At 68.3% G+C, this 13,344-nt stretch carries 13 protein-coding genes; 5 read left to right on the top strand and 8 right to left on the bottom strand.

Annotation, left to right across the window (positions count from 1 at the left end; all coding sequences use genetic code 11):
- Positions 1-31 precede the first annotated feature (31 nt).
- Positions 32-1,294, top strand: coding sequence for a multidrug effflux MFS transporter (locus ACFQZQ_RS13885; protein ID WP_386813521.1), 1,263 nt, complete (start codon positions 32-34; stop codon positions 1,292-1,294).
- Between the two features lie 142 nt (positions 1,295-1,436).
- Here the strand turns inward: ACFQZQ_RS13885 and ACFQZQ_RS13880 are convergent, their stop codons facing one another.
- The 8 genes from ACFQZQ_RS13880 to ACFQZQ_RS13845 all read right to left on the bottom strand — a co-directional run bounded on the left by ACFQZQ_RS13880 (position 1,437) and on the right by ACFQZQ_RS13845 (position 9,478).
- Positions 1,437-2,711, bottom strand: a complete 1,275-nt coding sequence (locus ACFQZQ_RS13880) for an APC family permease (protein WP_386813520.1) — start codon at positions 2,709-2,711, stop codon at positions 1,437-1,439.
- Entirely contained in the window at positions 2,708-3,823 is a 1,116-nt protein-coding gene (locus tag ACFQZQ_RS13875) for an aromatic ring-hydroxylating oxygenase subunit alpha (RefSeq protein ID WP_386813519.1), read from the bottom strand. The genes ACFQZQ_RS13880 and ACFQZQ_RS13875 overlap by 4 nt, the downstream gene beginning before the upstream one ends.
- 247 nt (positions 3,824-4,070) lie before the next feature.
- Complete coding sequence (locus tag ACFQZQ_RS13870; RefSeq protein WP_386813518.1) at positions 4,071-6,116, bottom strand: M2 family metallopeptidase; 2,046 nt, start codon at positions 6,114-6,116, stop codon at positions 4,071-4,073.
- Positions 6,117-6,232: 116 nt separating this feature from the next.
- Positions 6,233-6,730, bottom strand: coding sequence for a hypothetical protein (locus tag ACFQZQ_RS13865; protein WP_386813517.1), 498 nt, complete (start codon positions 6,728-6,730; stop codon positions 6,233-6,235).
- 129 nt (positions 6,731-6,859) lie between these two features.
- A complete protein-coding gene (minE, locus tag ACFQZQ_RS13860; protein ID WP_386813516.1) occupies positions 6,860-7,114 on the bottom strand; it encodes a cell division topological specificity factor MinE in 255 nt (84 codons plus the stop codon).
- 3 nt (positions 7,115-7,117) lie between these two features.
- Positions 7,118-7,927 carry a septum site-determining protein MinD gene (minD, locus tag ACFQZQ_RS13855; RefSeq protein WP_386813515.1) on the bottom strand — a complete coding sequence of 270 codons (810 nt, stop codon included), beginning with the start codon at positions 7,925-7,927 and terminating at the stop codon, positions 7,118-7,120.
- Positions 7,928-8,072: 145 nt separating this feature from the next.
- Complete coding sequence (gene minC, locus ACFQZQ_RS13850; protein WP_386813675.1) at positions 8,073-8,876, bottom strand: septum site-determining protein MinC; 804 nt, start codon at positions 8,874-8,876, stop codon at positions 8,073-8,075.
- Complete coding sequence (locus ACFQZQ_RS13845) at positions 8,873-9,478, bottom strand: GNAT family N-acetyltransferase (RefSeq protein WP_386813514.1); 606 nt, start codon at positions 9,476-9,478, stop codon at positions 8,873-8,875. Before ACFQZQ_RS13845 ends, minC begins: the two co-directional genes overlap by 4 nt.
- Before the next feature lie 147 nt (positions 9,479-9,625).
- Here ACFQZQ_RS13845 and ACFQZQ_RS13840 point away from each other — a divergent pair, with 147 nt between their 5' ends.
- From ACFQZQ_RS13840 to ACFQZQ_RS13825, 4 genes are all read left to right on the top strand, one after another.
- Positions 9,626-10,831 (top strand): sensor histidine kinase, encoded by a 1,206-nt coding sequence (locus tag ACFQZQ_RS13840; RefSeq protein ID WP_386813513.1) that lies wholly within the window; start codon positions 9,626-9,628, stop codon positions 10,829-10,831.
- On the top strand, positions 10,828-11,493 hold the full coding sequence (locus ACFQZQ_RS13835; protein WP_386813512.1) for a response regulator: 666 nt from the start codon (positions 10,828-10,830) through the stop codon (positions 11,491-11,493). The genes ACFQZQ_RS13840 and ACFQZQ_RS13835 overlap by 4 nt, the downstream gene beginning before the upstream one ends.
- Positions 11,494-11,747: 254 nt before the next feature.
- Positions 11,748-12,821, top strand: coding sequence for an SRPBCC family protein (locus tag ACFQZQ_RS13830; protein ID WP_386813511.1), 1,074 nt, complete (start codon positions 11,748-11,750; stop codon positions 12,819-12,821).
- A gap of 149 nt (positions 12,822-12,970) precedes the next feature.
- Positions 12,971-13,342: a DUF423 domain-containing protein gene (locus ACFQZQ_RS13825; protein WP_386813510.1), complete on the top strand. Its 372-nt coding sequence runs from the start codon at positions 12,971-12,973 to the stop codon at positions 13,340-13,342.
- Positions 13,343-13,344: the final 2 nt, after the last annotated feature.

Here is a 13,344-nt window from a genome sequence, read left to right as displayed (position 1 = left end):
GCAACAGCCGCAACAGAACGTCAGGGACAGCATGAGCGCAGCCACCCCTCCCAACGCCCCGACCCTCTCCCTGCGCCGGCTCGCGCTGCTGCTCGGTGGCCTGGCGATGTTCGGGCCGTTCTCGATCGACACGATCTTTCCGGCATTCCAGAAGATGGGCGCGGCGTTCGGTGCCGACAAGCTGGCGATGCAGCAGACGATCAGCGTGTACCTCATCGCGTACGCGCTGATGAGCGTGGTGCACGGGCCGCTGTCGGACGCGATCGGCCGGCGCCGGGTGATTCTCGGCGGCCTGTTCGTGTTCACCCTGGCGTCGGTGGGCTGCGCGCTGTCGACCGACCTGACCACGCTGCTCGCGTTCCGCGCGCTGCAGGGCCTGAGTTCGGGCGTGGGCCTGATCGTCGGCCGCGCGGTGATCCGCGACGTGCTGCACGGCGACGACGCGCAACGGCTGATGAGCCAGGTGTCGATGATCTTCGGTATCGCGCCGGCGATCGCGCCGGTGATCGGCGGCTGGATCCTGGGCTGGAGCCACTGGCCGGCGATCTTCTGGTTCCTGGTCGCGTTCTCGGCGGTGCTGCTGGTCGCGGTGTGGTGGTGGCTGCCGGAAACGCACCTGCCGGCCGCGCGCCTGCCGCTGACGCCGAAGCGGCTGCTGCGCGACTACGTGTCGATCTTCCTCAATCCGCGTTTCCAGCGGCTGGCCGCGGCCAGTTCGTTCAACTTCGCCGCGCTGTGGCTTTACATCGCCTCGGCGCCGGCGTTCGTGCTCGACATCCTCAAGCTCAACGAACGCCAGTTCGGCTGGTTCTTCGTGCCGATGATCAGCGGCATGGTGCTGGGCGCGTTCGTGTCCGGGCGCACCGCGGGCCGGATGGGCGGCGAGCGCCAGGTCAACATCGGCTTCGCGTGTTCGGCGGTCGCGATGGCGCTGAGCCTGGGCTACAACCTGTGGACCGACACGCCGCAGGTGCCGTGGGCGGTGGTGCCGATGATGATCAATTCGTTCGGCATCGCGCTGGTGTTTCCGATCGTGACCCTGGCGATCCTCGACATGTACCCGCGCCAGCGCGGTTCGGCGTCGTCGCTGCAGGCGTTCACCAGCCTGGTGCTGAACGCGTTGATCGCCGGCGTGCTGTCGCCGCTGATCAGCGGCAATGCGCTGTGGCTGGTGGGGTTCGCGACCGCGTTCCTGACGATCGGCTGGGGGTTCTGGCGTTGGGAGACGGGCGCGTCGCAGCCCATCGCGGTGTCGGGCGGCGACGGCAATACGGTGCCGGGCGAGTCGCTGTAGCGCCGTAGGATGCGGTGAGCAAAGCGAACCGCATCGATCGTGATTGCGGCTGCCGAGAAACCTAGGATGGGTTGAGCGCAGCGATACCCATCATCGTGTGCCCCCGAAGGACGTGAGGGGTATCGCCTCCGGCTCAACCCATCTACGAAGTGCGGCGACGCCGCAATACGAAATGGATCGGCAGGCCGGCAACGATCAGCACGCCGCCCCAGAGCAGCGCTTCGCGGCCGATGCCGGACAGCGCGTAGACGCTGTACAGCAGCGCCGCCGCGGCGATCCAGCGGCTGCCGCCGACTCCGCGCCACAGCCATGCCGCGCTGCTGACCACGTAAGGCAGCAAGGTCGCCGCGGTTGACAGCAGGATCGAGAACGTGAAGACCTGCACCAGCGAGCGGCTGTAGTTGGACACCACCAGCACGCTCGCCAGCGCGCTGCTGACCAGCACCCCGGCCACCGGCGTGCCGCGGCCATCGAGCTTGGCGAAGAACGCCGGGAACACGCCGTCGCGCGCCGCGGCCAGCGGCAGTTGCGCCGACACCAGCACCCAGCCGTTGAGCGCGCCGAAGCACGACACCGCCATCACCGCTGCCAGTCCTATCCCGGCGGCCGGCCCCCACAACGCCGCGGCGGCATCGGCCATCGGTGCCTGCGAGTCCTTCAACACCTCGGCCGGCAGCAGGCCGATCACCACGGTGCAGGCGAGGATCGTCGCCAGCCCCGCGATCAGGGTGCCGAGCACGGTCGCGCGCGGCACGGTGCGTTCGGCGTTTTCGATCGAGCCGGCCGGCACGGTCGCCGCTTCCAGCCCGAGCAGGGCCCACAGCGTCAACGCGACCGTCGCCTGCGCGACCTGCGGCAGGGAGGTGTCGGTGGGGTTGAAAGGCGTGAGGTGCTGCGCGTCGACGAACCACAGCGCGATCGCGCCGAACAGCACCAGCGGTACCAGCTTCAGCACCGTGGTGAACAGCTGCATGCGGCCGGCCTCGCGCACCCCGGCCAGGTTGACCGCGCTGCAGGCCCACAGCGCCGCCAATGCGCACCCGGCAGCGCGTGCGGGCGTGGCGGTGGCGGCCGGGAAGATCGCGCCGATGCTGCCGGCGAACGCGACCGCGATCGCGGCGTTGGCGCACCACACCGACACCCAGTAACTCCACGCGACCACGAAGCCCGGCAGCTCGCCGAACGCGTTGCGTGCATAGACATAGGGCCCGCCGCTCTGCGGCCAGCGCATCGCCAGCCGGGCGAACGTCAGCGCCAGCAGCACCGCGCCGCACAGCGTGACCGACCAGCCGAGCAGGCTCGCCGCGCCGTACGGGGCGAGCGCGGCCGGCAGCAGGAACACGCCGGAGCCGATCATGCTGCCGACCACCAGCGCGGTGGCGGACCAGAAGCCCAGCGGGCGGCCGGCGCTACTCACGCCAGCGCATCGCGATAGGCACCGCGCAGCAGTTCATGGAAATGGTGCACCGCGTTCTCGCGCAGCGGATTGAGCCGGCCGGGCACGTACGAGCCCGACGACAAGCCGCGTTGCACGTCCTGGCAAATGGTCAGGTCCTCGAACTGCACCTCGTCGCTGAAACGCAGGTCGGCCAGTCGCCGCGCCGCGGCTTCCTCGGATTCGTCGAGCGTGTAGTAAAAGTCGAACTCGACCCGGCACCGGTCCACGCCGATCGGCACCACGCGGTTGGTCTGCAGGCGGCCGGGCAGGATGTTGAGCATGGTGTTCGGCCACAGCCAGTAGTACAGCGCGTCGCCGTCGCCGTAGAGGCCGTCGCCGCTCTCCAGCGGGCTGAACTGGTACGAGTACCACTGCGCCGTGTCGGTCACGTAGCTGCGGTAGTCGAGCAGCTTGTTGAGCCCGGGGTGGATGTGCGGTACGTGGTAGCCCTCGAGGTAGTTGTCGACGTAGACCTTCCAATTGCAGGCGACGTCGTAGCCGACCCGGTGGTGGTGGCCGTAGTTTTCCAGGTCGCGGTCGGCGCCGACGCGCGCATCGATGCCGGCCACGAACGCGTCGAAACATGGTGCATTGGAGCCGGGCGCCTGCGCCTCGTCGACTGCCGCGAACACCATGCCCTGCCATACCCGCACCGCCAGCTGCGGCAGCTGCACGTCGCCAACATGGAAGTCCGGTGCCGTGCCCATCTCCGGCGCGGACTTCAGCACGCCGTCGAGGCCGTAGGTCCAGCCGTGGTAGCGGCAGCGCAGCGATTTCGCGGCCAGCCCGTCGCAGCTCGCGATCGGCCCGGCGCGGTGGCGGCAGACGTTGTGGAACACGCGGATGGTGCCCTCGGCGCCGCGCACCGCGATCACCGGCAGCCCGGCGAAATCGGCGATGACGTGGTCGCCGGGATCCTTGAGCTGGCACACGTGCGCGAGCAACTGCCAGCCGCGGTCGAAGATCGCGCGGCGGTCGAGCGCGACCATCGCCGGATCGGCGTAGAAGCGCGCGGGCAGGGCCGTGGCATGGTCGAGCGGTTGCGCGGCGAGGTCGGCCGGCGGTGTGGGGGCAGCGGTGAATGCGTTCATCAGAGGAGTATCGCGCCAAACGCTGCCCTGTGTTTGCGCGAATTCCTGCGCGCCCCCGCCGCCCGGGCCGAATCCGACACGCCGTGAAACGCCGCTGTTTGTAGTGCCGAGCCTGCTCGGCGCGCTCTTCGCCCGGATGACGGTGCCGAGCAGGCTCGGCACTACAGGAGCCGGCCGCCTGCGGCGTTTCCGCTCCAAGAAAAAGGCCGGCATCGGCCGGCCTTTTTCAATCACGACAGCGCGAGGATCAGCCCTTTGCCGGCGCCGCCTCAGGCTTGGCCGGGGTGGTCGCCGCCGGAGCCTTGCTCGGCGCCGGTGCCGCGGGCGCGGCGGCGGTGCTCGCGTTCCAGCCGCAGGTCTTGCCTTCGTTCTGCTGCTTGAGCCAGGTCTGCAGCGGCGCGAAGTACTCGAGCACCGCGGCGGCGTCCATCTTCTCGCCGCCGGTGAGTTCCTTCATCGTCTGCTGCCACGGCTGGCTGGCGCCCTTGCTCAGCATCGCCTGGAACTTCGCGCCGGCCGCCTTGTTGCCGTAGAAGCTGCACTCGTACAGCGGGCCCTTGTAGCCGGCCGCGTCGCACAGCGACTTGTAAAACTGGAACTGCAACACGTGCGACAGGAAGTAGCGCGTGTACGGGGTGTTGCCCGGCACGTGGTACTTGGCGCCGGCGTCGAAGAACTCCTCGCCGCGCGCGCTGACCGGCGCCACGCCCTGGTACTTGGCCTTCAGCTCCCACCACGCCTTGTTGTAGTCGCCCGGCTTGATCGAGCCGTCGAACACGCCCCAGCGCCAGCGGTCGATCATCAGGCCGAACGGCAGGAACGACACCTTCGCCAGCGCCATGCGCATCTGCGCGTTGATCAGCGCCTCGTTGCTGACCTGCTGCTCGCCGACCAAACCAATCGACTGCAGGTACTTGGGCGTCATCGACAGCACGATGGTGTCGCCGATCGCCTCGTGGAAGCCGTCGTGCGCGCCCTGCTGGAAGATCGGCGGCTGGCCGTTGTAGGCCAGGTAGTAATAGACGTGGCCGAGCTCGTGGTAGATGGTGGTGAAGTCTTCCTCGTTCGGCTTGATGCACATCTTGGTGCGCACGTCGCCGGCCATGTTCATGTCCCAGGCGCTGGCGTGGCAGACCACGTCGCGGTCGCGCGGCTTGATGAACTGGGTCTTGGCCCAGTAGCTCTCGGGCAGCTTGGCCATGCCGAGCGAGGTGTAGAAGTCCTGCGCGCGCTCGGTCATCGCCTTGGCGCTGGCCGTCTGCGCGTCCTGCTCGATCTGCGCCAGTTCCCCCGACGTCGCCGCGCCGGCGCGGTTGGCCAGCTGCTCGGCGTAGATCTTCTGGTACTGCGCGTTCAAGGTGCCCGAGATGTCGAGGCTGCCTGCGTTCTGGTACGGCGCGAGCACGTCCCACAAGTTGCCCCAGTCCTGCTGCCACATGTTGCCCATCAGGTGCGCGGGCAGCATGTTGCCGGCGACGTGGCCCTTGTCGGCGCCGTACTTGGCGTCCAGCCGCGTGCCGGTGTAGCAGTGCAACTGCTCGTACAGCGGCTTGACCTGGCCCCACAGGCGATCGGTCTCGGCGGCGATCTCGGCCGGCGTCATGTCGTAGCCCGAGCGCCACATCTCGCCAGCATCGGCAAAGCCCATGTCCTTGGCGCCCTCGTTGACCAGCTCGACGAAGCGCGTGTAGTCCTTGCGCATCGGCTGGGCGATGGTGTGCCAGCCCTGCCAGGCCTCAAGTTGGGCGGTGTAGTCGCGGTTGCTGCGCAGTACGTCCTCGAGGTCACCGAGCTGGCGGCAGGTCTTGGCCTCGCCGTCGCCGCTGCAGACTTCGCCGGCGCCGTACATGCCTTCCATCTTGGTGGCGATCTGGGTCAGTTCTTCGAGCTTCTTTGGGTCGTTCGGCGGCGGCATCGCGGTGGCGAGCTTGAGCAACCGGATCGCGCGCGCGGTCTGCGGCGACATCTGTTGGCCCTCGAAGCGCTTGGACTGCTCGATCCAGCTCTTGAGCTGGGCGAGGTAGCGTTCGTTGCCCTTGGCCGACAGCAGCTGGCTGTCGTCGTTGATGTAGGTGCTGGACAGCCACTGCGCGGCGGTGAGTTCCGGGTACATCTTACGGTACTCGTCGTTGACCCGGGCGATGAACTGGTCGGCGGTCTCGTCCTCCGGCGCGGTGGCCGCGCCGGTGGCGGTGGTGCTGGTGCCAGCGGGTGTGGGTTCCTTCTTGCAGCCGGCCAGGCCGAGCACGGCGGCGGTGATGCTGAGCGCAAGCAGCGCGCGTACGGGTGTCATGGTCATGGCTCTCCGGAACGTGTCGGTCTGTCGCGCGAGCGCGCGAAGCTCCCGAAGGCTAGAGGCCCGCACCGGCCCGCGCAAGTTGTGGGCGTGGGGGCGCTTGCGCGCTCCGTTCAGGCGGCGCAGGTGGTCGGCGCCGGCGCGCGCAGGCTGCGGGTGGCCGGATCGGCCAATCCCCGCGCGTGCAGCCACTGCCACGCGGCGTCGGCGTCGTGCTCGAAGTACGCCCGTGCCGATCCGAGCCGGAACGTGTAGCCCCAGTCGTCCATGTCGGCGAGCACGCGGCTGCGGCCGACCCCGGGCAGTTCGTCACCGAGCAACGCCTGCAGCACGCAGACCGCGTCCTCTTCCTCGACCGAATCGGTGGCGTCGGTATGCACCGCGGCGCGGCGCTCTGGCGGCAGCACGATCAGGTGCGCGGCCTCGTGCAGCAGCGAATGGATCGGGGTGTCGCTGCGTGCGTGCACGGTGCTGCCGATCAGGCCCGCTTCGCACTCGCCCCAGTAGCTGCCGGGGATCGGTTTGCCGTCGGCGACGTGCCGCAGCTGCAGGCCGTAGCGGGCGAGCAGGGCGGCGACGTCGTCGAAAGGGATGTCGGCGAGGGTGAGCATCGGTTCAAAGGAAGGGCTGGTAGGGCGGGTTGCAACCCGCCATCGCCATGCGTGGCATCCAGGATGCCCCGGCGCGCGATTGCGATTCCTCGCGATCAGCAGCGGCGGGATGTCGGGTTGAAACCCGACCTACGCGGCGTTTTCCGGCAGCGCGACCGAGATGTCGAGCACCTTGTTGTCGCCTTCGCCGAGCAGGTCGACCTTGACCGCGTCGACGTCGACGTTGACGTACTTGCGGATCACCTCGAGCAGCTCGCGCTGCAGCATCGGCAGGTAGTCCGGGCCGCCGCGGCTCGCGCGCTCGTGGGCGACGATGATCCGCAGGCGATCCTTGGCGACGGAGGCGGTCTGCTTCTTGACCAGCAGGAAGTCGAACAGGCCCATGGCTTAACCTCCGAACATCTTGCTGAAGAAACCCTTCTTCTCGACCTGCACGAAGCGCATCGGGCGCGGATCGCCCAGCAGGCGCGCCACCGCGTCGTCGTACGCCTGGGCGGCATCGGATTCGGTTTCCAAGATCACCGGCTCGCCTTTGTTGGACGCGTGCAGCACGTCGCCCGACTCGGGGATCACGCCGACGGTCTTGAGGCCGAGGATTTCCTCGACATCGCCGACGCTGAGCATCTCGCCGCTTTCGACGCGCTTGGGCGCGTAGCGGGTCAGCAGCAGGTGCTCCTTGACGCGCTCGCCGTTCTCGGCGCGGCGGGTCTTGGACGCCAGCAGGCCGAGGATGCGGTCGGAGTCGCGCACCGACGAGACTTCCGGGTTGACCACCACCACGGCCTGGTCGGCGAAGTACATCGCCAGGTAGGCGCCCTTCTCGATGCCGGCCGGGGAGTCGCACACGATGTAGTCGAAGCCATCGGCGACCAGGTCGTCGAGCACCTTCTGCACGCCTTCCTTGGTCAGCGCGTCCTTGTCACGGGTCTGCGACGCGGCCAGCACGTACAGGTTGTCGAAGCGCTTGTCCTTGATCAGCGACTGCTTGAGCGTCGATTCGCCGTTGACGACGTTGACGAAGTCGTACACCACGCGGCGCTCGCAACCCATGATCAGGTCGAGGTTGCGCAGGCCGACGTCGAAGTCGATGACGGCGACCTTGTGGCCGCGGCGGGCAAGGCCGCAAGCGAGGCTGGCACTGGTCGTGGTCTTGCCGACGCCGCCCTTGCCCGAGGTGACTACGATGATTTCGGTCAAGTTCAAATCCTCCAAAATTGATGGGCGGTACCGGCACATGGATGTGCCGGCGTTGAATCGCGCCAGCGATACAACGTAACCCACGCCCGGCTTGGCCGGGTGTGGGTTACCGCGAACCGCGGCAGGATGCCCGGTTTCGCGGTCATCAAGTGTCCAATGCCGCGATGTTGATCTGCTCGTCTTCGAGCCAGACCTGCACGGCCTTGCCGCGCAGGTTCTTGGGTATGTCTTCCAGCACCTTGTAGTGCCCGGCGATCGCCACGAGTTCGGCATGGAACTCGCGGCAGAAGATCCGGGCGTGTTCGTTGCCCTGCGCGCCGGCCAGTGCGCGACCGCGCAATGGACCGTAGATGTGGATCGAGCCGTCGGCGATCACTTCCGCGCCCGCGCCGACCGCGGTCAGCACGGTGAGGTCGCGGTTGTCGGCGTAGATCTGCTGGCCCGAGCGCACCGGGGCCGCATGCATCATGCCGGGATTGCCGGCCGCGGGCGTCGGAGCGGTCTTCGGCGGTGCCGCGGCGGCGGCCGGTGCCCTGGCGGGAGCGGCTTGGGCGGCGACAGCGGTTGCCGGAGCGGCAGTCCCTGCCACGCTCGCGGCATCGTCGCCGCGTTCGTACTGCGCGCGGAACTTGGCCAGCAGCGGCAGGCCGATCGCCTCGGCCAGGCGTTCGGTTTCGCTGGTGCCGTAGGCGAGCGCCACCGGCAGCACGCCGGCGTCGCGCAGACCGTCGATCAGGCTGCGCACAGTCGCCGCGTCGGGGGTCTGCGTCAGCCCGCCGAAATCGAGCACGACCGCGGCGCGGCTGAACAGCTTCGGCGCGCGCTGCACGCGGCCGCGCATCTCGTCGACCAGGCGCGCGACGTCGAGGGTGCGGATGCGGAGGTTGGCGATGCCGACCTGGCCGATCTTGAGTTCGCCCGCCTGCTCGTAATCCAGCGCCGCACTCACGAGCACGTCCCGGTCGGACGCTGGGCCAGTGGCGCCGACGCGACGCGCGGCTGCAACACCCATGGCAGCTTCGGCAGGGCGTCGCCGTAGGTCTCGTGCACCCAGGCGTGGCTGCACAGCTGCTTCATCAGCATCGCCGCGCGCATGTCCGCCTCGGGCATCACGTGCTGGCCGACCTCGCGGAACCCGAAGCTGCCGTGGAACAGCAGCACCGGGTCGTTGGTGCCTTCGAGGAACACCTCGCAGGCCATCTGGGGGTAGCGCAGTTCGGCGTAGCTTTGCGCGTCGGCATAGAACGCGCGGCCGACGCCGCCGCCGCGGCGGCGGCTGGCGACGACGATGCGGTCGATGTAGAAGAAATTCGGGTAACGCTCACAGAACCAGCGGAAGTTGCTGCTGTCGTGGTCGCTGGCGCTGCCCATGCCAATCAGGAAGCCGGCCAGCGAGCCATCGCGTTCGGCAACCCGGAAGTACTCGGCGCGGTCGAAGAAGTAACGCAATCTCGCCGCATCCAGGGGAAGGATCGCGGGCCCGGCGGCATTGTTGAGGGCAAGGACGGAATCCAGCTCGTGCTCGCGCACGTCGCGGACGACGATCGACATTCCAGACTCCATGGTTCGACGACCGGACACGTGCCGCGGCCGGATGCGGCGATTATCGCATGGCGATCCGGCGGCGGCGACCGGCCTCGATTCCGGGCATGACTTTCGGATGGCACGTACCGGGCTTGATACCGCTACGATGCACGGATGCTGGCCCGCCTGAATCACACCCAACTGCTGCGCTACGCCGGGTTGTTCACATGGGCGATGGCGGGCTGCTGGCTGGTGATCATGTGGATCGAGCCGGAGGCGATCGCCGCGATTCCCGGCGGCGAACAGCATGCCTTCGCGCTGCTGGTCGCACGTTGGGTGGCGGTCTACCTCAGCTTCGGCGTCGTGTACTGGTGGATCAGCCGCAGCCTGGGCCAGCGTCGCCCCGGATTCGCCGACCACGCGCTGTTGCTGGTGCTGACCGCGTCGGCCATCGCGGTGGGCTTCTTCTCCGGCAGCGGCACCGGCAGCATCCTGCTGATGGTGGTCGCCGGCCTGCTGCCGTGGTTGTTGCCGGTGCGCGTCGGCGTGGTCTGGCTGGTGGTCAGCAACCTGGCGATCATCCCGGTGTTCGTCGAGGCCATCGGCCTGCCGTTGCTGGTGGCGGTGGTGCAGTCGCTGAGCTACGTCGGTTTCTCCGGGCTGGTGTTCGTCACCGCGCTGGTGGCGCGGCAGCAGGCGCAGGCGCGCGACGAGCAGCGTCGCCTCAACAACGAGCTGCGCGCGACCCGGGCCCTGCTCGGCGAGAGCGTCCGCGTCAACGAGCGCACCCGCATCTCGCGCGAATTGCACGACCTGCTTGGCCACCACCTGACCGCGCTCAGCCTCAACCTGGAAGTCGCCGGGCACCTGGCCGAGGACGGCCGGGTCAAGGAGCACGTGCAGCAGGCGCATACCCTGGCGCGGCTGCTGCTGACCGACGTGCGCGAGGCGGTCAGCCACCTGCGCGACAGTGGGGCGATCGACCTGGCCGTGGCGCTGCGACCGCTGGCCGAGAATGTGCCGGCGCTGCAGATCCACATGGACGTCGAGGAGCCGTTGACCATGGACGATCCCGAGAGCGCGCACGTGCTGTTGCGCTGCGCCCAGGAAATCATCACCAATGCGGTGCGCCACGCCGGCGCGCGCAACCTGTGGATCAACGCCCGCCGCCACGAGGGCTGCATCGTCATGGCCGCCCGCGACGACGGCCGCGGCGCTGACCAGCTGGTGGCCGGCAACGGCCTGCGCGGCATGCGCGAGCGCCTGGCGCAGTACGGCGGCGACCTGAAAATAGAAACCCGGCCGGAGGCAGGCTTCAGCCTGCAGCTGACCTTGCCGGCCTCGGCGGCGATCGCCGCCTGCGAAGGAGTTAGTGCATGACCGCCAGCCCCCGTTCCGAACCCATCCGCGTGCTGCTGGTCGACGACCAGAACCTGGTGCGCCAGGGCGTGCGTTCGCTGTTGGCGCTGGCCGAGGGCATCGAGGTCATCGGTGAAGCCAGCGATGGCCGCCAGGCGGTCGAGATCATCCCGCAGCTCCAGCCCGACGTGGTGCTGATGGACATGCGCATGCCGGTGATGTCCGGGCTGGAAGCACTGCAGGCCCTGGCCCGCACCAACGCCTTGCCACCCACGATCATCCTCACCACCTTCGACGACGACCAGCTGGTGCTGGCCGGGATCAAGGCCGGGGCCAAGGGCTACATGCTCAAGGACGTGTCGCTGGAGGCGCTGGTCGGCGCGATCCAGACCGTCGCCGGTGGCGGCTCGCTGGTGCAGCCGGCGGTGACCCAGCGCCTGCTGTCGGGGCTGGAGCACATGCGCAACGATTTCGTCAGCCTCGACCGGCCCGACCCGCTGACCGAGCGCGAAACCGAGATTCTGCGGCTGATGGCCGGCGGCTTCTCCAACAAGGAGATCGCCAACTCGCTGGGCGTGGCCGAGGGCACGATCAAGAACCACGTGTCCAACATCCTGTCCAAGCTGGGCGTGCGCGACCGCACCCGGGCGGTGCTGAAGGCGTTCGAGTTGCAACTGGTTTGACCGACGCGATCCGATGCCTGAGGCGTGGTGCTTCGAGCCGGGTGAGCCAAGGCGGGTCAAGACGGTAGTTCTGCGGCGCGCTGCGGCGCGTTCTTCATTCCCGGCCCTCGGCGCTCGACCCGGCGCGGCCCAGTGCCCGTCGTGGCGAATCCGGCACCCCGCTGCTCCGCGGCTACGCCAGATCCACCATCCTTTGCTAGCATTGCCGGTCTGCGCCCCCCCGACCCCCAAGGGTCGGCCCTGGAGAACCCTGAATGACCCGTCTGATCGAGCTTCTGATTTCACTGGCGATCGTCGCCACGCTGTTCCTGATCGTCGGTGTGCTGCTGCCCGACAGCCGCCACCTGTCGCACTCGGTCGAGACCAACCGCAAGCTGACGATCGTGTTCGACACCTTGAACAGCCTGCGCCGCTTCCCGGCGTGGAACCCGTTGGTGCTGCGCGATCCGGCCATGCAGCTGAAGTACTCCGGCCCCGACTCCGGCGTGGGCGCACGCCTGGACTACTCGTCGAAGGAGAAAGGCCTGGGTAACGGCAGCCTGGAGATCACCGCCAGCGAGCCGGGCAAGCGCATCGACTACGCCCTGGAGACGATCGAGCCGGGCAAGAACAAGCGCACGTCGTTCCTGCTCAAGAAGACCGGTCGCAACAACCGCAACGTCCAGATCACCCAGACCTACGACGTCGACTACGGCTGGAACATCATCGGCCGCTACGCCGGCCTGTACGTCAGCAGCAACATCGGCGAAGACATGAAGATGGGCTTGGCCCGCCTCAGCAACATGCTGGCCGCGGTGCCGAACTACGACTACGCCGACCTGAGCAAGGACGACCCCAGCAAGGCGCCGAAGCTGGCCGACCGTCCTGCGGAGAACCTGCTGGTCGTGACCGCGGCGGTAGAGCGCGACAACGTCAAGGTCCAGGCGCAGATGCAGAGCAACATGGAATGGATCAAGAAGGTGATGGCCGCCAACGGCCTGGAAGCCGCCGGCCCCGTGCGCATCATCACCAACGAGTTCGGCGCCGAGACCTACTCGTTCGACGTCGCCCAGCCGGTGCGCAAGATTGGCGCGATCGGTCCGGCGACCAAGCTCGACGTCAAGCTCGAAGGCCCGGTCACCGCGGCGTTCAACGAGCCGGCGAAGGTCGCGGTGGCCTCGTTCACCGGTCACATGGCCAACCTGCCGAAGATCCGCGACGCGGTGCGTGGCTGGGTGCTGACGCGTGGCTACGAGACGGTCGAACGCCCGTACGAGTCGTGGACCGGCGGCATCGCGGCCGGCTTCACCGAGGAAGGCCAGTACGACGTCTACTGGACCGTGAAGTAAGCTGGACCGTGAAGTAAGCACGACGATTCGCGCGTCCGCACTGGGCGCCTGATCGATCTGCACGAAAACGCGCCGCGAACTCCGCGGCGCGTTTTTTTTTTTGTGCGATTGCATGCTGGTATCGTGCGCGCAACCGCGAGGACCCATCGATGTCCAGCCCCGCCATCCCGTCGTCGCGTACCACGCGCCTGCTCGCATTCGGTGGCGGCCTGCTCGCGGCGGCCTCGGTGGCGCTGTCGGCGTACGCCGCGCACGGCTTCGAGGGCGTGGCGCAATCGCGCTTGCAGACCGCCGCGGTGTTCGCGTTCGGTCACGGCGTAGGGCTGGCGGCCTTGGCTCCCGCCGCGTTCGGCCGGATGGAACGGATCGCGCTGCTGGCGTTGCTGGCCGGGGCGCTCCTGTTTTCCGGCAGCCTGGTGTCGAACGTGCTGGCGCAGTGGCCGACCACGCTGGCCCCGACCGGGGGCCTGCTGCTGATCGGCGGCTGGGTGCTGTGGGCGGTCGCCGCCCTGCGTCGCTGAGG

It is taken from the genome of Lysobacter koreensis, assembly GCF_042677045.1.
GTDB classification, from domain to species: domain Bacteria; phylum Pseudomonadota; class Gammaproteobacteria; order Xanthomonadales; family Xanthomonadaceae; genus Lysobacter_K; species Lysobacter_K koreensis.
Note: the sequence above shows the minus strand (reverse complement) of the source record. Positions and strands in the feature narration are given on the sequence as shown.

Excerpts from the sequence above, each read along its gene's own strand:
- ACFQZQ_RS13865 (WP_386813517.1), bottom strand. The coding sequence starts at position 6,730 with ATGCTCACCCTCGCCGACATCCCTTTCGACGACGTCGCCGCCCTGCTC.
- ACFQZQ_RS13870 (WP_386813518.1), bottom strand. The coding sequence starts at position 6,116 with ATGACACCCGTACGCGCGCTGCTTGCGCTCAGCATCACCGCCGCCGTG.
- ACFQZQ_RS13875 (WP_386813519.1), bottom strand. The coding sequence starts at position 3,823 with ATGAACGCATTCACCGCTGCCCCCACACCGCCGGCCGACCTCGCCGCG.
- ACFQZQ_RS13830 (WP_386813511.1), top strand. The coding sequence starts at position 11,748 with ATGACCCGTCTGATCGAGCTTCTGATTTCACTGGCGATCGTCGCCACG.
- ACFQZQ_RS13825 (WP_386813510.1), top strand. The coding sequence starts at position 12,971 with ATGTCCAGCCCCGCCATCCCGTCGTCGCGTACCACGCGCCTGCTCGCA.
- ACFQZQ_RS13845 (WP_386813514.1), bottom strand. The coding sequence starts at position 9,478 with ATGTCGATCGTCGTCCGCGACGTGCGCGAGCACGAGCTGGATTCCGTC.
- ACFQZQ_RS13885 (WP_386813521.1), top strand. The coding sequence starts at position 32 with ATGAGCGCAGCCACCCCTCCCAACGCCCCGACCCTCTCCCTGCGCCGG.
- ACFQZQ_RS13835 (WP_386813512.1), top strand. The coding sequence starts at position 10,828 with ATGACCGCCAGCCCCCGTTCCGAACCCATCCGCGTGCTGCTGGTCGAC.
- minE (WP_386813516.1), bottom strand. The coding sequence starts at position 7,114 with ATGGGCCTGTTCGACTTCCTGCTGGTCAAGAAGCAGACCGCCTCCGTC.
- ACFQZQ_RS13840 (WP_386813513.1), top strand. The coding sequence starts at position 9,626 with ATGCTGGCCCGCCTGAATCACACCCAACTGCTGCGCTACGCCGGGTTG.